The 18160-nt window shown below is 63.4% G+C and carries 13 protein-coding genes; 7 read left to right on the forward strand and 6 right to left on the reverse strand.

All coding sequences use genetic code 11. The features are described 5' to 3' along the window. Nucleotide 1 precedes the first annotated feature (1 nt). Nucleotides 2-1519: a Ppx/GppA family phosphatase gene (locus QM672_RS22545; RefSeq protein ID WP_415085312.1), complete on the forward strand. Its 1518-nt coding sequence runs from the start codon at nucleotides 2-4 to the stop codon at nucleotides 1517-1519. A gap of 82 nt (nucleotides 1520-1601) precedes the next feature. Here the strand turns inward: QM672_RS22545 and QM672_RS22550 are convergent, their stop codons facing one another. Next, on the reverse strand, nucleotides 1602-2858 hold the full coding sequence (locus tag QM672_RS22550; protein WP_415085260.1) for a D-amino acid dehydrogenase: 1257 nt from the start codon (nucleotides 2856-2858) through the stop codon (nucleotides 1602-1604). A gap of 101 nt (nucleotides 2859-2959) precedes the next feature. Beyond that, nucleotides 2960-4132 carry a ribonuclease D gene (gene rnd / locus QM672_RS22555; RefSeq protein WP_311938068.1) on the reverse strand — a complete coding sequence of 391 codons (1173 nt, stop codon included), beginning with the start codon at nucleotides 4130-4132 and terminating at the stop codon, nucleotides 2960-2962. A gap of 258 nt (nucleotides 4133-4390) precedes the next feature. On the opposite strand from rnd, the gene aspS reads away from it, so the two are divergent. Then, nucleotides 4391-6208, forward strand: coding sequence for an aspartate--tRNA ligase (gene aspS / locus QM672_RS22560; RefSeq protein WP_367622565.1), 1818 nt, complete (start codon nucleotides 4391-4393; stop codon nucleotides 6206-6208). A gap of 193 nt (nucleotides 6209-6401) precedes the next feature. Beyond that, nucleotides 6402-8723, forward strand: a complete 2322-nt coding sequence (locus QM672_RS22565; RefSeq protein WP_415085263.1) for an NADP-dependent malic enzyme — start codon at nucleotides 6402-6404, stop codon at nucleotides 8721-8723. A gap of 41 nt (nucleotides 8724-8764) precedes the next feature. On the opposite strand, the gene QM672_RS22570 is transcribed toward QM672_RS22565, so the two are convergent. Both QM672_RS22570 and QM672_RS22575 read right to left on the reverse strand, forming a co-directional pair. After that, the gene (locus QM672_RS22570) at nucleotides 8765-9301 is read right to left on the reverse strand and encodes a DUF1697 domain-containing protein (protein ID WP_415085265.1); all 537 of its coding nucleotides are present in this window, start codon (nucleotides 9299-9301) and stop codon (nucleotides 8765-8767) included. Between the two features lie 63 nt (nucleotides 9302-9364). Continuing rightward, nucleotides 9365-10264 carry a sugar kinase gene (locus QM672_RS22575; protein WP_311938077.1) on the reverse strand — a complete coding sequence of 300 codons (900 nt, stop codon included), beginning with the start codon at nucleotides 10262-10264 and terminating at the stop codon, nucleotides 9365-9367. Nucleotides 10265-10739: 475 nt separating this feature from the next. Between QM672_RS22575 and QM672_RS22580 the strand changes: the two genes are divergently transcribed. Both QM672_RS22580 and cls read left to right on the forward strand, forming a co-directional pair. Next, on the forward strand, nucleotides 10740-11021 hold the full coding sequence (locus QM672_RS22580) for a bacteriocin (RefSeq protein ID WP_105862901.1): 282 nt from the start codon (nucleotides 10740-10742) through the stop codon (nucleotides 11019-11021). A gap of 186 nt (nucleotides 11022-11207) precedes the next feature. After that, entirely contained in the window at nucleotides 11208-12659 is a 1452-nt protein-coding gene (cls, locus tag QM672_RS22585; RefSeq protein WP_415085267.1) for a cardiolipin synthase, read from the forward strand. On the opposite strand, the gene QM672_RS22590 is transcribed toward cls, so the two are convergent. Continuing rightward, a complete protein-coding gene (locus tag QM672_RS22590; protein WP_311938081.1) occupies nucleotides 12643-13830 on the reverse strand; it encodes an MFS transporter in 1188 nt (395 codons plus the stop codon). The genes cls and QM672_RS22590 overlap by 17 nt on opposite strands. Further along, nucleotides 13823-14608, reverse strand: coding sequence for a DeoR/GlpR family DNA-binding transcription regulator (locus tag QM672_RS22595; protein WP_415085270.1), 786 nt, complete (start codon nucleotides 14606-14608; stop codon nucleotides 13823-13825). Before QM672_RS22595 ends, QM672_RS22590 begins: the two co-directional genes overlap by 8 nt. 186 nt (nucleotides 14609-14794) lie before the next feature. Between QM672_RS22595 and QM672_RS22600 the strand changes: the two genes are divergently transcribed. Continuing rightward, nucleotides 14795-16630 (forward strand): ABC transporter ATP-binding protein/permease, encoded by a 1836-nt coding sequence (locus tag QM672_RS22600; protein WP_415085272.1) that lies wholly within the window; start codon nucleotides 14795-14797, stop codon nucleotides 16628-16630. Nucleotides 16631-16731: 101 nt separating this feature from the next. After that, entirely contained in the window at nucleotides 16732-18105 is a 1374-nt protein-coding gene (locus QM672_RS22605) for a glucoamylase family protein (RefSeq protein WP_415085274.1), read from the forward strand. The last annotated feature ends 55 nt before the right edge of the window (nucleotides 18106-18160 follow it).

Here is an 18160-nt window from a genome sequence, read left to right on the forward strand (position 1 = left end):
CATCTGCCAGGGGCCGCCGATCGCGACGATCGACATTGGCTCAAACTCGGTTCGTCTGGTGGTCTATGAGGGGCTGACGCGCGCGCCGACGGCCGTCTTCAACGAGAAGGTGCTGTGCGGCCTCGGCCGTGGCGTGATGACCACCAAGCGCCTCGATCCCGCAGCCGTCGCCAAGGCCTATGCGGCGCTCATCCGCTTCCGCGCCCTATGCGACACCATGGGCGTGAAGGACCTCTACGTCCTGGCGACGGCGGCGGCGCGCGATGCCGAGGACGGCGAGGAGTTCATCGCCCGCGCCACGGCGATCTGCCGTGCGGAGATCGAAGTGCTGTCCGGCAAGCGCGAGGCGCGCCTGTCGGCCTATGGCGTGATCTCGGGTTTCCACATGCCGGACGGCGTGGTCGGCGACATGGGCGGTGGTTCGCTCGAACTGATCGAGGTGCACGGCCATCGCGCCGGCGCGGGCATGACGACACCGCTCGGCGGGCTTGCCTTGCAGGACACCTCCGGCCAGTCGGTGCGCAAGGCGTCGAAGATCGCCCAGGAAAAGCTCGCCAAGGCGGACCCGCTGAAACATCTGAAGGACCGCACCTTCTATGCGGTCGGCGGTACCTGGCGTTCGCTTGCCAAGCTGCACATGATGCAGCTCGGCTATCCCCTGCACATCATGCATGGCTACAGCGTGCCGGCGCGGGAGATGCTCGATTTCTGCAAGCTGATCATGCGGGTCGACAACACCACTTTGATCGGCAAGGACACGGTTTCGACCGGGCGCCTGCCGCTGCTCGCCTATGGCGCGGCGGTGATGAGCGAGGTCATCAAGGCCGGCAAGCCGCGCGATGTGGTGATCTCGGCCCAGGGCGTGCGTGAAGGCCTGCTCTATTCGCTGCTCGACGAGGAGAGCCGCAAGCTCGATCCCCTGATCACCGCAGCCAGCGAACTCAACATCCTGCGTTCGCGCTCGCCGCGGCACGGCGAGGAACTGGTGCGCTGGGGCGACCGCTTCATGGCATCGACCCACCTCGACGAGACGGCCGACGAGAAACGCCAGCGCCATGCGGCCTGCCTGGTGGCCGATATCGGCTGGCGCGCCCACCCCGATTATCGTGGCGAGCAGAGCCTCAACATCATTGCCCACGCCGCCTTTGTCGGCGTCGATCATCGTGGTCGCGCCTATATGGCGGTAGCGAACTATTTCCGCCATGTCGGCCTGAACGAGGAGGAACTGTCTCCCCGCATCCGTGAGATCGCCACCGCGCGCATCCTCGACCGGGCGCGCATCCTCGGGGGGCTGATGCGGGTAGGCTACATCCTGTCCGCCTCGATGCCGGGCGTGCTACCGCGCGCGCCGCTCTATGTCAGTCATGGCAAACTGCTGCTCGATGTGCCCCGCGACCTGGAGGGGCTGGTGGGCGAACGCCTCAACGCCCGCATGAAGGCGCTCGGGCGCCTGATCGGTCGCGAGGCCGTGATCCGGATCCTCGATCCGGCGGAGACTGTCACGGTCGCGGCGGAATAGGGGAGACAGGTTGGCAAAGGCCACACCCCGCTGTCTGCAGCCAGTGGGGTGTGGCCTCTGCCGGGATGAAGGACCGGAACGTTCAGGCCCCGTAGCGGTTCAACCCGAGGTCCGAGACGTCGATCTCCGGCTTCTTGCCGCTGACGATATCGGCCATCACACGGCCGGAGCCGCAGGCCATGGTCCAGCCCAATGTGCCATGGCCGGTGTTGAGCAGCAGGTTCTTGTAACGCGTGCGGCCGATCACCGGCGTGCCGTCCGGCGTCATCGGACGCAGGCCCGACCAGAAGCTCGCGGCGGCCAGATTGCCCGAACCGCCGAAGAGGTCGCTTACCGACTGGGCCAGCGTGTCACGGCGGGCCGGCGGCAGGTCCTTGCTGAAGCCCGAAATTTCGGCCATGCCACCGACACGGATGCGATCACCGAGCCGGGTGATCGCGATCTTGTAGGTCTCGTCCATGATGGTGGAGACCGGCGCCCGGCTCTCGTCGACGATCGGAATGGTGAGCGAATAGCCCTTGACCGGGTAGACCGGCACCTTGAGGCCGAGCGGCGCGACGAAACCGGGTGTGTAGCTGCCGAAAGCCGCAATGTAGGCGTCGGCTTTCTCGACGCCTGTGCTGGTCTCGACGCCTTCGATCTTGTCGCCGGCGAAGACGAGCCGCTTGATCTCGACGCCATAGCGAAAGCGCACGCCGAGCGTTTCGGCGAGCTGAGCCAACGCGCCGGTGAACTTGTAGCAGTCGCCGGTCTCGTCATTGGGCAGGCGCAAGCCGCCGCGGATCAGGGAACGGACATGGGCAAGAGCCGGTTCGGCGCCGATGCAGCCATCCGCATCGAGGACCTCGAAGGGGACACCATCGCGCTTGAGCACCTCGACATCCTTGCCGATGCCGTCGAGCTGCTTCTGGGTACGGAAGAGCTGCAGGGTACCCTGCATGCGCTCGTCATAGCGGATGCCGGTGGCGGCCCTCAGTTCGATCAGCTTGTCTCGGCTATATTCGGCCAGGCGAACCATGCGGCTCTTGTTGATGGCATAGCGCTCGGAGGTGCAGTTGAGCAGCATGCGCCAGACCCAGGCGACCATCGCCGGATCGGGACGGGGGCGCAGGATCAGCGGGGCATGCTTCATCAACAGCCACTTGATCGCCTTTTGCGGAATGCCGGGAGCCGCCCAAGGCGAGGCATAGCCGGGGGAAACCTCGCCGGCATTGGCGAAACTGGTCTCGAGAGCTGGGCCGGGCTGGCGATCCAGCACGACGACTTCATGTCCGGCCTTCGCCAGATAATAGGCGGAGGTCACTCCGATCACGCCGCTGCCGAGAACCGCGACCTTCATTTTATGCTCATACTCCTGCTTGCGATGCGTCCAAAGGCCCGGCGCATCGAACGATTCGCCCAGCCTTCACCCGGCTCATAGCGCAAGTCAATTACAGCCAGCTATCGGCTAATTGCCGCGACCTTGCCGCGTTCGATCGCCAGCGCCAGCTTGCCGTGCTTGAGGGCGAGCGCCTTCTCGCCGAACAGTTCGCGGCGCCAGCCATGCAGGGCCGGGACATCGGCTGTGTCGCTGTCTGCGATCATGTCGAGATCGTCGGTGGTGGCGATCACCTTGGCGGCGACGCCCTGGCTTTCAGCCACCATCTTCAGCAGCACCTTGAGCAGTTCCACCGTCGCGCCGGCGCCATTGCTGGCGATCCGCGGCGGTGCCTGGCGTGGCAGGCTCGCTGGGTCTCGAGCCAGACCGGCCTTCACCGCTTCGATCAGGTCGAGGCCGGGGCGGGAGCGTTCCCATCCCTTCGGAATCATGCGGATACCGGCCAGCTTCTCCGGCGTGTCCGGGGCCTGCAGAGCGACTTCGGTGATGGCGTCGTCCTTGAGCACGCGCGAACGCGGCACGTTCTTCGACTGGGCCTCGCGCTCGCGCCAAGCTGCCACCTCGACCAGCACGGCAAGATCGCGCGGCTTGCGCACGCGTCCGCTTACCCGCCGCCAGGCGTCCTCCGGGGCCTGCCGATAGGTATCCGGCGAAGTCAGGACAGACATTTCGTCGCCGACCCAATGGCTCCTCTTTCTTTTCTCGAGCGACGCCGCAAGCTTGAGGTAGACGTCGCGCAAATGGGTGACGTCCGAGACGGCGTAATTGATCTGGGCCTGGGTGAGGGGGCGCTTCGACCAGTCCGTGAAACGGGACGACTTGTCGATATGGGCGTTGGTGATGCGCTGGACCAATTGGTCATAGGCAATGGAGTCGCCATAGCCCAGCACCATGGCGGCGACCTGCGTGTCGAACAGCGGCGCGGGAATGAAGCCGGCGAGATGCCAGACGATCTCGATGTCCTGCCGGGCGGCGTGGAAGACCTTCAGCACCTTCTCGTTGCGCAGCAGCTCGAACAGGGGAGCAAGGTCTAGCCCCTCGGCCAGGGCGTCGATGACCACAGCCTCCTCGCGGCTGGCAACCTGCACGACGCAGAGCTTGGGCCAAAAGGTGGTCTCACGCAGGAACTCGGTATCGACGGTAACGAACTCATGTGCGGCGAGGCGAGAGCAGGCTGCGGCGAGGTCCGGGGTTGTGGTGATGATGGCGACTGGGGAACTGGAGGATTGTGGCATGAATATGCTTATCGGGCACACGGCGCCACAAGGCAAGGATTTCGGCCTTAAATGCATGTTCAGGGCCTTGTTTGGCCCGGACAAGTCAAGCTGCTCCTTGACGGCGGCGGTGGCGTTGGGGTCTATGACCTCAAACTCCAGAGCAAGGCGCGTTTCGGCGAAAACGCACTTATACTCTGGCACCTTGGTTTGACGCGTCTTTGCGATTCTCGGTGATACCGTCCGATCGCAAAACACTTTGTCCGGAAAGACACGCCTATGCACCGTTATCGCTCTCACACCTGTGCTGATCTTCGCCTCGACCATGTCGGGCAGGACGTGCGGCTTTCCGGCTGGTGCCACCGCATCCGCGACCATGGTGGCCTGCTGTTCATCGACCTGCGCGACCATTACGGCCTGACCCAGTGCGTGGTCGATCCGGATTCGCCGGCCTTCAAGGTGGCGGAGACCCTGCGCTCGGAATGGGTCGTGCGCGTGGACGGCAAGCTGCGCAAGCGCCCCGAAGGCACCGAGAACCACGAGATGCCCACGGGCCTGGTGGAAGTCTACGTCACCGAGATCGAGGTGCTGGGACAGGCGGCCGAACTGCCGCTGCCCGTGTTCGGTGACCAGGACTATCCGGAAGAGACGCGCCTGAAATACCGCTTCCTGGATCTGAGGCGCGAGCGCATCCACAACAACATCATGCTGCGCGGCAAGGTGGTGGATGGCATGCGTACGCGCATGAAGGCGGCTGGCTTCAACGAGTTCCAGACGCCGATCCTGACGGCCTCCTCGCCGGAAGGCGCGCGCGACTTCCTGGTGCCCTCGCGTATCCATCCCGGCAAGTTCTACGCTCTGCCGCAGGCGCCTCAGCAATATAAGCAGCTGTTGATGATGGCGGGCTTCGACCGCTACTTCCAGATCGCTCCCTGCTTCCGCGACGAGGACCCGCGCGCCGACCGCCTGCCGGGCGAATTCTACCAGCTCGACCTCGAAATGAGTTTCGTCACCCAGGAAGACGTCTTCGCTGCCGTCGAGCCGGTGATCACCGGCATCTTCGAGGAGTTCGGCAAGGGCAAGAGCGTCACCAAGGGCTGGCCGCGCATTCCCTATGCGGAGGCGCTGCGCAAATATGGTTCCGACAAGCCGGACCTGCGCAACCCGCTGATCATGCAGGAGGTTTCCGAGCATTTCCGCGGCTCGAACTTCAAGGTCTTCGCGCGCATGCTCGAAGACCCGGCCAACCAGGTCTGGGCCATCCCCGGACCGGGCGGTGGCCAGCGCACCTTCGCCGACCGCATGAATTCCTGGGCGCAGAGCGAAGGGCAGCCGGGCCTGGGCTACATCCTGTTCTTCGACAAGGCGACCGACGAGACGACGAAGCAGGCCGATCCCAATGCCGAAGGCATCGGCGCGCGCGGACCGATCGCCAACAATATCGGCCCGGAACGGGCCGAGGCGATCCGGCTGCAGCTCGGCCTGAAGGCCGGCGATGCCGCCTTCTTCGTCGCGGGCGATCCGAACAAGTTCTACAAGTTTGCCGGCGCCGCCCGCACCAAGGTGGGCACCGACCTCAAGCTGGTGGACGAGAGCCGTTTCGAGCTCGCCTGGATCGTCGACTTCCCGATGTTCGAGTGGAACGAGGACGAGAAGAAGGTCGATTTCTCGCACAACCCCTTCTCCATGCCGCAGGGCGGCCTCGATGCGCTCAACACCCAGGACCCGCTGACGCTGAAGGCCTATCAGTACGATATCGCCTGCAACGGCTTTGAAATTGCCTCCGGCGGCATCCGCAACCACAAGCCGGAAGCGATGGTGAAGGCCTTCGAGATTGCCGGCTATGGCGAGGAGACGGTGATCGAGCGCTTCGGCGGCATGTACCGGGCTTTCCAGTATGGCGCTCCGCCGCATGGCGGCATGGCGGCCGGCGTCGATCGCATCGTCATGTTGCTGGCGGGTGAACAGAATCTGCGCGAGATCTCGCTATTCCCGATGAACCAGCGCGCCGAAGACATCCTGATGGGTGCCCCCTCGGAAGCGACGCCCAAGCAGTTGCGCGAACTTCATATTCGTCTGAACGTCCAGGAAAAATAACAGTCTCGGGGCTGGCGGCCGTAATGGCATGCGCTAAAACGGAGAAAGCCGGGGCCGCGCAAGGCCCCGGACCAGAGCGTTTTACGATTTGAGGGGACTACCGAGAATCGCAACGACGCATTGAAACAAGGCGTTAGAGCAAAGCAGCGTTCGACGAATGCGCCTTGCCCTAGCCAACAGGACGGGAAACGCAATGTCAGATGTCCAGGCCGGCTCGGCAGCCCCTACGAACTCCTCGACCATGTCCGAGGATCTGCGGACCGGGGCACTGATCTACCACCGCTATCCCAAGCCGGGAAAACTGGAGATCCAGGCGACCAAGCCGCTCGGCAACCAGCGCGACCTCGCCCTGGCCTATTCTCCCGGCGTGGCGGCGGCCTGCGAGGCCATCCACGCCGATCCGCTCGAGGCCGCCAACCTGACGGCCCGCTCCAATCTCGTGGCCGTCGTCTCCAACGGCACCGCCGTGCTCGGCCTCGGCGATATCGGCCCGCTCGCCTCCAAGCCGGTAATGGAAGGCAAGGCCGTCCTGTTCAAGAAGTTCGCGGGCATCGACGTCTTCGACATCGAGATCGCCTCCAAGTCGATCGAGGAGATCGTCACCGTGGTCGCGGCGCTCGAGCCGACTTTCGGAGGCATCAACCTGGAAGACATCAAGGCGCCCGAGTGCTTCGAGGTCGAGCGCCTGCTGCGCGAGCGCATGGAGATCCCGGTCTTCCACGACGACCAGCATGGCACGGCCATCATCGTCGGCGCCGCCGTCCGCAACGGCCTCGAATTGGCCGGCAAGTCGATAGCCGACGTCAAGATCGTGGCGTCGGGGGCCGGCGCGGCGGCACTTGCCTGCCTCAACCTCCTGGTCTCGCTGGGCGCCAAGCGCGAGAACATCTTCATCTCCGACATCAAGGGCGTGGTCTATAAGGGCCGCACCGAACTGATGGACCCCTGGAAGGACGTCTACGCCCAGGAGACCGAAGCGCGCACCCTCAACGACATCATCGAGGGAGCCGATATCTTCCTCGGCCTGTCCGCGGGCGGCGTGCTCAAGCCGGAGATGATCGCGCGCATGGCGCATAATCCGCTGATCATGGCGCTCGCCAATCCATTTCCGGAGATCATGCCGGAACTGGCCAAGGCGACCCGCCCGGATGCCATGATCTGTACCGGCCGCTCGGACTTCCCGAACCAGGTCAACAACGTCCTGTGCTTTCCCTACATCTTCCGTGGCGCCCTGGATTGCGGGGCCACCACCATCAACGAGGAGATGAAGCACGCGGCCGTCGAGGCGATTGCGGCGCTCGCCCGTGAGACGCCGTCGGATGTGGTCGCCCGTGCCTATGGTGGCGAAAGCCGCCGCTTCGGCGCCGATTCCCTCATTCCTTCGCCCTTCGATCCGCGCCTGATCCTGCGCATCGCTCCTGCCGTCGCGCGGGCCGCCCAGGAAACCGGCGTCGCGACCCGCCCGATCACCGACCTGGAAGCCTATGCCGAGAGCCTGACTCGCTTCGTCTTCCGCTCCGGCTTCGTGATGAAGCCGCTGTTCGCTGCCGCCAAGGCCGATCCCAAACGCGTGGTCTATGCCGAAGGCGAGGACGAGCGCGTGCTGCGTGCCGCCCAGGTGGTACTGGAAGAGGGGCTCGCCCGGCCCATCCTGATCGGGCGTCCCTCCGTGATCGAGACCCGTATCCAGCGTTTCGGCCTGACGATCAAGCCGGGGCATGATTTCGAGGTGATCGATCCGGCCGACGATCCGCGCTACAAGGATTACTGGTCGCTCTACCACCACCTGGCCGGGCGCGGCGGCGTCACCCAGGATACGGCGCGCACCATCGTGCGCTCGAATACATCGGTGATCGCCGCCCTGGCCCTGCATCGCGGCGATGCCGATGCGATGATCTGCGGGCTCGAAGGGGCCTATATGCGCCATCTGCGCTATGTCCGGCAGATCATCGGCCTGGCGCCCGGTGTGCGCGACTATTCGGCTCTTTCCCTGGTGCTGACCGCCAAGGGCGCCTTCTTCATCTGCGACACACAGGTCAAGCCCGATCCCTGCGCGGAAGAGATCGCCGAAATGGCCATCCTGGCCGCCGAGCATGTCCGCCGCTTCGGCATCGACCCGAAGATCGCCCTGCTGTCGCATTCCGATTTCGGTTCTTACGACACCGGCGCGGCCCGCAAGATGCGCAGGGCCCTGGAACTCCTGGTCGAGCAGCGTCCCGATCTGGAGGCAGACGGCGAGATGCAGGCGGACACGGCGCTGTCGGAAAGCCTGCGTGACCTCAAGCTGAGTTCCTCGCGGCTTCGGGGCGAGGCTAATGTGCTGGTGATGCCCAATCTGGATGCGGCCAACATCGCCTTCCAGCTTACTCGCATGCTGGCGGATGCCCTGCCCGTCGGTCCGATCCTGATCGGCGCCGCCAAGCCGGCCCATATCCTCAACCGTGCCGTGACCGTGCGCGGCGTGGTCAACATGACGGCGGTGGCCGTGGCAGAGGCGCAGGCCGCACAAGGCTGAAACCGAAGCGCCGGGATCGAAACAGCTCCCGGCGTCCCGCTTCAGGCCAGCATCTGGCCGAGGCCGCGTATGGTGTTCCAGTTGCGCGCAGTGCCGATGCCGAGCCGCTTGGTGGAAAGGGCGCCGGCAAGGCGACTTTCGCTCGGGCGCCCGGCGAAGGCGATCCAGAGATCGCCGCCGACCAGGGCAAGGCGTTCGCCCCTATCGCAATAGCGTTCCAGCTTGACCAGGATGTCCTCGCCGAGCGGGGCTCGCATCAGGCGGGCGATGACAAGGCCGCCGTCGCGTTCGGCCTCGGCCGGGAATGGGTTGCCGGCAACGGTGCTCCGCCAGTTCTCGGCGCTGCGCACGATGATGTCGACATGTTTGCCGTAATGGCCGAGGAAGCCGGCCTCCAGCCGGGCTTCGAGGACGGCGATGTCCTGTTCAGGCGCCTCGAAGACGAGATTGCCGGTCGAGGCCAGAGTGCGTGCACGATCAAAGCCGCATCCGGTGGCGATCGCGCGCAATTCCTCCATCACGACCCGCCGCTGTGGCGTCAGTACGATGCTGTAGAGGAGGGCGACATAGCCGGCCATGGCGAAGGGCTCGTCGGGATGGGCCGGTGTGGGCCATGACGACCCGCCGGCTCACAAAGGCAATCAGGATGCGGCGACGGGCTGGAAGCGCGTTTCGATGGACTCCACGTCCGCCCGGGTGGGCAGCTTGGCTTCGTTGCCGAGAAACTGGATCGCGTGGGTGGAGGCGCCGCGCGCGAAGCGGAAATGTTCCTCCCAGCGCGACAGCGGGCGGCTGAGATAGGAGTACATATAGGCGCCGTGGAAGATGTCGCCGGCGCCGTTGGTATCCACCACCGAGGCCTTCGGCACGTTGAGGGCCGGCAGGCGCTGGACCTTGCCGCTCTCGTCATACCACAGCATGCCGCGCTCGCCGGCGGTCACCCCGGCGATCTTGCAGCCCTTGCCCTTGAGATAGTCGAGCATCTCGGTCTCGGTCAGGTTCATCTGCTCGCACAGGCGCTCGGCCACCACGGCGACATCGACATAGTTGAGCAATTCGTCGGTGTTGGAGCGCAGGCCGCCGCCATCGAGCGAAACCAGGCGCCCGAGCTTGCGGAATTCCTTGGCATAGTAGAGCGCGGCATCGGCCAGATGCCCGTCGAGATGCAGGGCGCGGCAATTGCCCAGATTGAGATGCGGATAGGGATGCAGGTAGTCGTCGTCACGCGCACGCACGATGGCGCGCTTGCCATCCTTGGGCATGATGAAGGAGAGCGATGAGCGCTTGACCTTGCGAGGATGGACGGAGATGCCGTATTTCGCCGCCATGTCCATGAACATGCGGCCGAGCCAGTCGTTCGAATTGGTGGTGATCAGGTCGGGGATCACGCCAAGCTTGGCGCAGCAGAAAGCGGCCGTCGTGGCGTTGCCGCCGAAAGCCACGGCATAGTCCTTGGCAACCGACTTTTCATCGCCGCGCGGCATGTCATCCGCAACGAAGGTCACGTCGATATAGGCATGGCCGATGAAGAGCGCTTCCATCGCTTGTCGCTCCAAACAAACTAGATCCTACAGCGTTTTGCGATTTGCGGGGCGCCAAGAATCGCAAAGACGCGCCTGGGTAACTGCCTCTAGAGCAAAGAGCGTTTCCGCTCAAACGCGCTTTGCTTCAGGATATCCCGCTTAATCGTCATGGCGCCCCGGCGCAAGCGGCCTTTTCGCACCTGCGAGAGAAGGATTGTTCATCGCCCGCGCGATCCCTTCGGAAAGGCACCGGTACACGGAAGGGAACTTGTCTTCGCCGTAGAAGTTTGTATGTCGGTGACATGCGTCATTTCGGTTGAGTCGGCAGTGAAATGCTCCGGCTTTGGCAGAAAGCGATGGCATCTGAAGCACGAGCTGTCCTTACGTAGTCATTCATCTCCGGTTCATGGTGTGCATGATGTAAGAATCGGGCTTTGCTCTCGGTTGTATCTGTATATGATCGATACGGATCGGCATCCACGGAGGATCTCCCATGAAGAAGCTTTTGATCGTAGCAGCTGCAGGGCTTTTGCTCGCGGGCTGCTCGGAATATTCGCGCGGTGACCGCGCGCTCGGTGGCGCTGCCATCGGTGCCGGCGGCGGTGCGCTGATCGGTGGCCTGGCCACCCGTTCGGCCGGCGGCGCCATCGTCGGCGGCGTGCTCGGCGGTGCTGCCGGTGCCATCGTCGGTGCCGAAACCACGCCGCGTGCTTGCACCCGTCGTTACTATGATTACTACGGCAACGTGCGGTATCGCCGCGTGCAGTGCCCGTAAGGGGTGAGATCCCTCGGAGAAAAGCGCGTTTTCACGAAAACGTACTTTGCTCTAGCTCCTCGTTTGGACGCGTCTTTGCGATGCTTGACGATTTCGTCAGATCGAAGAACGCTTTGAGGATCGCCATCTGACGCAAGTCACACCCACGCAGCCCGCTGCGTGGGTTTTTTCATGGAAAGGCCCGCCTTGTCGTTCTCCGATCTGACCTTGCCGGGTTTGAGCGTGTTGGCGTGGGCCTATTTCTATTCCGAATGGGCGGTTCGCCTCGTCATGATCGTGGTGGTGCCGTTCCGGCGCAATTCGGATGCGGCGCGCAGCTGGCTGCTGCTGGTGATGTTCCTGCCCTGGCCGGCCCTGCTGCTCTACCTCCTGATCGGGCGGGCCACCTATCCACGCTGGCGGCGCAAGCGTTTCGAGCGCCTTCCTGACATCCTGAGCCTGTCCGCCGAAAAGGTTCGCGAACTGACCGACGTTTCACGCGAGCGGCTGCCGCGGCGCTTCACCCGTGCAGCGGTGCTGATCGAAAGAGTGGGCAAGCTGCCGGTCGTCGATGGCGCGAGAGTGGATTTCCTCGGCGATTATTCGCGGATGATCGATCGGCTGGTCTCCGATATCGACGCTGCCCAGCATCATGTCCACTTGCTGTTCTACATCTTCGCGGACGACGAAGTGGGGCAGAAGGTGATGCAAGCCCTCGGTCGTGCCCAGGCGCGTGGCGTGAAATGCCGCGTGCTCATCGATGCGATCGGCTCTCGGCCATGGGCACGCAGCGTGCTGACGACGCTTGCCGATTATGGTGTCGAGGCCCATCCCATCCTTCCGGTCACTTTCTTTCGGCGCAAGTCGGCGCGGGCGGACCTGCGCAACCACCGCAAGATTGCGGTGATGGACGGGCGGGTGGGCTATGCAGGGTCTCAGAACATCATTGCGGCCCGCACGGTGCTCGACATCTCGAACCAGGAACTGATGTTGCGCCTGGAAGGGCCGGTGGTGCTGGAATTGCAGGCCGTCTTCATCGCCGACTGGTTCCTGGAGACGGAGGAAGCGCTGCCGCTCGACAGCGTGATGTCGCCGACGCCGGCCTGCGGTACCCTGGCGATGCAGGTCCTGCCCAGCGGGCCAGACTATCGGGTGGGAGGGATCGAAAGCCTGATCGTCACCGCCATCCATTCTGCCCTGCAGCGCGTGGTGATCGTCACGCCCTATTTCATTCCCAGCGAGGCCGTTCACAAGGCGATGCAGATCGCCGTGCTGCGCGGCGTCGCCGTGCATCTGGTCGTTCCCAAGATTTCGGATCACCGCCTCGTGCGTTTCGCCCAGCAGTCCTATTATGGCGGATTGCTGGCTGCCGGCGTGAGCATCCACCTTTTCCGCGACAAGTTCCTGCATGCCAAGAATGTCTCGGTGGACACCGACGTCGCCCTGATCGGCTCGAGCAACATGGACATGCGTTCCTTCGTGCTGAACTCGGAGGTCACGGTGGTGATCTACGACCGCGAGGTCACGCTGCAATTGCGACGCATGCAGGATGACTACATCGCGGGCAGCGACCGGATGGAACTGGACAGATGGCGCCGACGCCCCTGGATCCGCAAGGTCGCCGAAAATCTGGCGCGGCTGGTCAGCCCGCTTCTGTAGCCGCGCGTCCCGAAGCACCGCGTGGGGCACAGACCGGCGCCAGCAACGCAATGATCACGGTGAACACCGCTGCGACGTAGAAGATGCCGGCAAGCGTCGACACATGGGCAACGGTTCCGAGCAAGGGCGGCGCCGCCAGCAGGCCAGCATAACCCATGGTCGACACCGTTGCGATCTGCACTTCCGGGCGCGGCATGGCCCCGGCGGTGCTGAACAGGACCGGCACCACATTCGCAAAGCCGATGCCGGTCAGGCCGTAGCCGAGGATGGCGACATAGACATTGCCCGAAAGCGGTCCCATCAGGAGCCCGATCAAGGCGAGCAGACAGCCGCCTCGCACCAGATGAACGCCATCGACGTGACGGCGGATGGGGTCGCCTAGGAAGCGCACGCTTGCCATCGCTCCGGCGAAGACGGCATAGCCGACATTGGCCAATTCCTGGCCGGCTCCCAATTGTTCGCGCAGGAAGACGGCGGCCCAGTCCAGCACCACGCCCTCTCCGCTGAAGGCGAGCGCGGCCATCAGGCCGACCACGACCGCGAGGAAAGCCGGGCGCAGGGAAGGTGATTTGCCGGTGCCGGCGTCGGCAGTTGCAGCGACCTTGCCGGGAGCGAGGCCTCTCTGCCCCCAGGCAAAGATGACGGCCAGTGCCACCGTCACGATGAGCGCCTGGGAAGCGCCGTCGGTCCAGCGGAGCATCAGGGTGGCGATGCCAGCCCCGGTCAATCCGCCCAGACTCCACATGCCGTGGAATGAAGACATATAGGGGCGGCCGACCTGCTTCTCGATCCTGGCGGCATCGGCATTCATCGCCACATCCATGCAGCCGCCGCTGGCGCCGAACAGGAAAACGATGCCGGAGAGCAGCCAGACGTCCGGCATGAGGGGGATGGCGGGCAGCAGGGCCAGGAAAATCACGCCGCTCAGCCGGATGAGAGCCGCGGTGCCGAGGCGCTGGATGATCCAGCCGCTGCCGGCCATGGCGAGCACGGCCCCGGCCCCGAGCATCAGCAGGACGATGCTCAGCACGATGGGATCGAGCCCCAGCCGCTCCTTGGCGAGAGGGATCTGCGTAGCCCAGACACCATAGAGAGCGCCATTGACGTAGAAGGTCGACGCCGTCGGGTGCCAGACCCGCCAGCCGGGCCGATAAGAGGATGTTTCAGACAAGATGGATCTCCACGCCACTTTCGCTGTAGCGCTGCAGGATGGTGTTCGAGCTCGCATTCTCGGTGACCATGCGATCGAGGCGAGCGAAGGGCATGACCTGATAGGCCGAGCGTGTGTCGAGCTTCTCGGCAGTGACCAAAGCCATCGTCGAGCGTGAGGCGGCGACCATGGCGCGCTTGAGATGGGCGTCGTCATGATCGACCACGGTCACGCCCTCGATCAGGTCGACGGCGCAGGCGCCCAGGAAACACAGATCGGGCTTGAGATAGGCGACCTGCTCCAGCGCGCCGGCGCCGCTGGCGCTGCGCGACTGGGTGTCGACCTGCCCGCCGATCAGCACCAGCTTGCCGATGCCGCGATCGAGCGCGGCGACGGCGATGTCGGGCGAGGGGGTAATCACGGTGAGGCCGGCCTCGACCGGAAGCTGGCGCGCCAGCATCAGATTGCTGGTGCTCTGGTCGAGCAGGACGACCATCCCCGGTTCGACGAAACGCAGGGCATAGGCCGCCAATTGCTTCTTCTGCGCCTCGTTGCTGATCAGGCGCCGATCAAATCGGTGTGAGGCGCGAGACTTGCGCAGGGCGCCGCCATGCACGCGCTCGATCAGGCCGGCATCGGCAAGTTCCTTGAGGTCACGGCGAATGGTGTCCTCCGACACCGCGAAATCCAGTGCCGCCTGGACAGAGGCGATGCGGCCGTCCTGTTCGATGCGCTGCAGGAGAAGACGCTGCCGCTCGGCAGGGATGAGGCCGGCATCGAGAAGGATGGAAGTTTCCATGGCAGGCTGGATCCGATGAACAGGCCGCTTATGTCCCTTGAGCGGGGGGAATGCAAGGGTGGAAACGCACAAAGGCGCATAAACATGCGCACTCACGCATCGTGCCGGCTGTCGTACGCGTTACTCGCTTACCCTTGAGGATGACTCTGCCAGATGACCGGCTATAGTCGAGACGGAGAGTGATTCATGGTTGCACAATCCGGCGGGAAGCCTGCCGAAGCGCCGAGCAACGAGCCGGACAAGCCTGGGCAGTCTGAGCAGTCGATGGGCGGGCTGCTGTTGCAGCTCAACATGATGGCCCGCGCCTTCGTTTCCTCGCCCCATCGCAACCAGCTGTTCATGCTGGGTGTTGGTGTCTTCACCGTGCTCATCACCTCGGCCTATTTCCAGCGACTGTTGATTGCCTGGAATCAGCCTTTTTACGACGCGCTAACGCGTAAGGACATCGCCCAATTCGTTCAGCAGATCCTGGTCTTCATTGCCATTGCCGGCGGCCTTTTGGTCCTCAATGTCAGCCAGACTTGGCTCGGCATGATGATCAAGCTGAAATTGAGACAGGGATTGGTCGAAGATCTCATCGGCCAATGGATGCTGCCGCGCAGGGCATTCCGTTTGTCCAACTCTAGTAAGATCGGCGTCAACCCAGACCAGCGTTTGCATGAGGATGCACGCCACCTTACGGAATTGTCGACCGATCTGGCTATTGGCCTGTTCTCGGCATTGATCTATCTGGCAATCTTCATTCCGGCCCTATGGATCGTATCCGATGGCTTTAACTTCCAATTCCAAGGCTATACCTTCTCCATACCGGGTTACTTGGTCTGGGCGGCAATCTTGTTCTCGGCGACAGGGTCGCTGATGTCGTGGCACGTCGGTGCTTCCTTGGTAGGACTCAATGCCGACCGCTATGCCCGCGAAGCCGAGTTCCGCTTTTCGTTGGTTCGGGTAAGCGAACATGTCGATGCGATCTCTCTCAACAACGGTGAGAAAGACGAAGAACGCCAGCTCAATCTCGATTTACGTGCGGTCTTGCTGGCGATGCGCCGCCTGGTCACCACTACCACGAGGCTGACCTGGGTGACTGCCGGCTACGGCTGGTTCACCAATCTGGCACCGATCCTGGTGGCCGCACCGATCTATCTCGCCGGCAATCTGACCTTTGGCGGGCTGATGGCCGCGGTGGCCGCGTTCAATCTCGTGCAGGCCCAATTGCGTTGGCCGGTCGACAACTTCAACAACATCGCCGATTGGCGGGCGACGCTGCTGCGTGTCGCCAATTTCCGCTCGGCCGTTACCACTATCGACGCGCAACAGACGGAAGCCAGCCATATCAAGTTCGCTGAGACCGACAATGACGGCATCCGCCTCGATGATCTGGTGATCGAGGCTTCGAGCGGGCACAGCCGCCTCAACGAAGACCATGTCCAGATCCAACCCGGCGAGCGGGTCTTGATCGTCAGCGAGGCCGGGGCGAACAAGACTCTGCTCTTTCGTACTCTGGCCGGGCTGTGGCCTTTCGGCTCAGGTCAGGTCAGCATTCCCAAGGGAGGGCAGGTCACCTTCATGCCGCGTCGTCCCTATCTGCCCCAGGGCACGTTGCGGCAGATCCTGTCCTATCCGCAGCCGGTGGCCAAGTTCGAGCAGGCCGATTTCGAACACGCTCTGTCCGCCGTGGGGCTTGGTCATCTGGCCGATGACCTCGACCGCAATGTGCGCTGGGACAAGGACCTCGCCGACGAGGAACAGCAGACGGTGGCTTTTGCCCGCCTCGCTCTGCAGCAGCCGACCTGGATCGTCATCGACGAAGCCCTGGAAGGTCTGGATGAGGGAACACGCGACAAGGTTTTCGCCATTTTCGAAAAGGATCTTGGCAAATCCACCATCGTCCATATCGGCCGGCCCGGCTCCAAGGCCAGCTTCTTTCCACGTACTCTTCGGCTTCTCAACGACAGGACACAAGCGGACCGCGCATCAGAGAAACCGGATCGGGATGAGGCGGACGAATCCAAAGGCAGTGTATAAAAAGACCATACTTTTCAAATAAATGTTCGCTTCTGTTGAAGCGTCTATCTAAAGATCGATCAGGCAGCCCTCATGGCTTGCAACGGGTGAAAGTCGGGACGATGGCAAAGGACAAGGCCGGCAAGAAGAAGCTCTCCAAGGGCGACAAGAAGATCGCGGCGGAGAAGGTGGATAAGGGCATGGCCAAGACTGAACCGGCTGGGCTCTACAAGGCCGCCGATCTCGTCAACCTGCCCAACGAGGAACTGCTGGAAGCCGTGCAGCGCCAGACCTTCCGTTTCTTCTGGGAGGGAGCGGAGCCGGTGAGCGGCATGGCCCGCGACCGTACCACCCGCACGATGGATACGCCCAACGACCTGGTGGCGATTGGCGGGACGGGTTTCGGCATCATGGCCATGATCGTGGCGATGGAACGAGGCTGGATCACCCGCGCCGAGGGCCTGGAACGGCTGACCAGGATCATCGACGTCATCGAGCCGACCACCTGTTTCCATGGCGCCTATTCGCATTTCATGCATGGCGAGACCGGCAAGGTCTGGCCCTTCAGCCGCAAGGATGATGGCGGCGACCTGGTCGAAACCGCTTTCCTGTTCCAGGGCCTGCTCTGCGCCCGCGAATATTTCGATGCCGACACCCCCACCGAGGCCAGATTGCGCCAGCGCATCACCGGGCTATGGGGCGAGATCGAATGGAACTGGTATACGCAGGGGCGCCACGCGCTCTATTGGCACTGGAGCCCCAATAACGGCTTCGTGCTCGACCATGACATCCATGGCTGGAACGAGTGCCTGATCGCCTATGTGATGGCGGTATCGGCGCCGCGCTATCCCATCGATCCCGCCGCCTATCATCGTGGCTTCGCGGCCAGCAAGGATTTCGGGGCGCCGCGCAGCTATTACGACATCGAACTGCCGCTGGGCCCTGATCGCGGCGGGCCGCTGTTCTGGGCGCATTATTCCTTCCTGGGACTCGATCCTCGCGGCCTGAAGGACCGCTACGCCGATTACTGGCAGCAGAACGTGGCCCATACGATGATCAACCATCGCCATTGCGTACTCAATCCGCATGGCCACAAGGGCTATGGCCCCGATTGCTGGGGGCTGACGGCGAGCGATGATCCTGACGGCTATGCCGCCCATCAGCCGAGCGAAGACAATGGCGTGATCAGCCCGACGGCCGCCTTGTCGAGCTTTCCCTATGCGCCCAGGGAAGCCATGGCGGCGCTGCGCCACTTCCTCGCAAAATATGGCGACAAGGTCTGGGGGCGCTTCGGCTTCGTCGATGCCTTCAGCGAGGAACGGGACTGGTTCGCCGACACCTTCCTGTCGATCGACCAGGGCCCGATCATCGTGATGATCGAGAACTATCGCACCGGCCTGATCTGGAACCTGTTCATGCGCGTTCCGGAGATCCAGGCCGGTCTGCGTAAGCTCGGCTTCGAAAGCCCCCATTTCAAGGCAGATGCGGGAGCCTGAACGCGGCAGCGTCAGCCAAGCGCAGGTGAGGTTTGTCATTGCCGGGCTTGACCCG

It is taken from the genome of Labrys sp. (in: a-proteobacteria) (assembly GCF_047605565.1).
Classification (GTDB): domain Bacteria; phylum Pseudomonadota; class Alphaproteobacteria; order Rhizobiales; family Labraceae; genus Labrys; species Labrys neptuniae.

Bases quoted from the DNA above. Each gene is read 5' to 3' on its own strand.
- QM672_RS22550 (WP_415085260.1), bottom strand. From the start codon at position 2,858: ATGAAGGTCGCGGTTCTCGGCAGCGGCGTGATCGGAGTGACCTCCGCC.
- rnd (WP_311938068.1), bottom strand. From the start codon at position 4,132: ATGCCACAATCCTCCAGTTCCCCAGTCGCCATCATCACCACAACCCCG.
- aspS (WP_367622565.1), top strand. From the start codon at position 4,391: ATGCACCGTTATCGCTCTCACACCTGTGCTGATCTTCGCCTCGACCAT.
- QM672_RS22565 (WP_415085263.1), top strand. From the start codon at position 6,402: ATGTCAGATGTCCAGGCCGGCTCGGCAGCCCCTACGAACTCCTCGACC.
- QM672_RS22570 (WP_415085265.1), bottom strand. From the start codon at position 9,301: ATGGCCGGCTATGTCGCCCTCCTCTACAGCATCGTACTGACGCCACAG.
- QM672_RS22575 (WP_311938077.1), bottom strand. From the start codon at position 10,264: ATGGAAGCGCTCTTCATCGGCCATGCCTATATCGACGTGACCTTCGTT.
- QM672_RS22580 (WP_105862901.1), top strand. From the start codon at position 10,740: ATGAAGAAGCTTTTGATCGTAGCAGCTGCAGGGCTTTTGCTCGCGGGC.
- QM672_RS22595 (WP_415085270.1), bottom strand. From the start codon at position 14,608: ATGGAAACTTCCATCCTTCTCGATGCCGGCCTCATCCCTGCCGAGCGG.
- QM672_RS22600 (WP_415085272.1), top strand. From the start codon at position 14,795: ATGGTTGCACAATCCGGCGGGAAGCCTGCCGAAGCGCCGAGCAACGAG.
- QM672_RS22605 (WP_415085274.1), top strand. From the start codon at position 16,732: ATGGCAAAGGACAAGGCCGGCAAGAAGAAGCTCTCCAAGGGCGACAAG.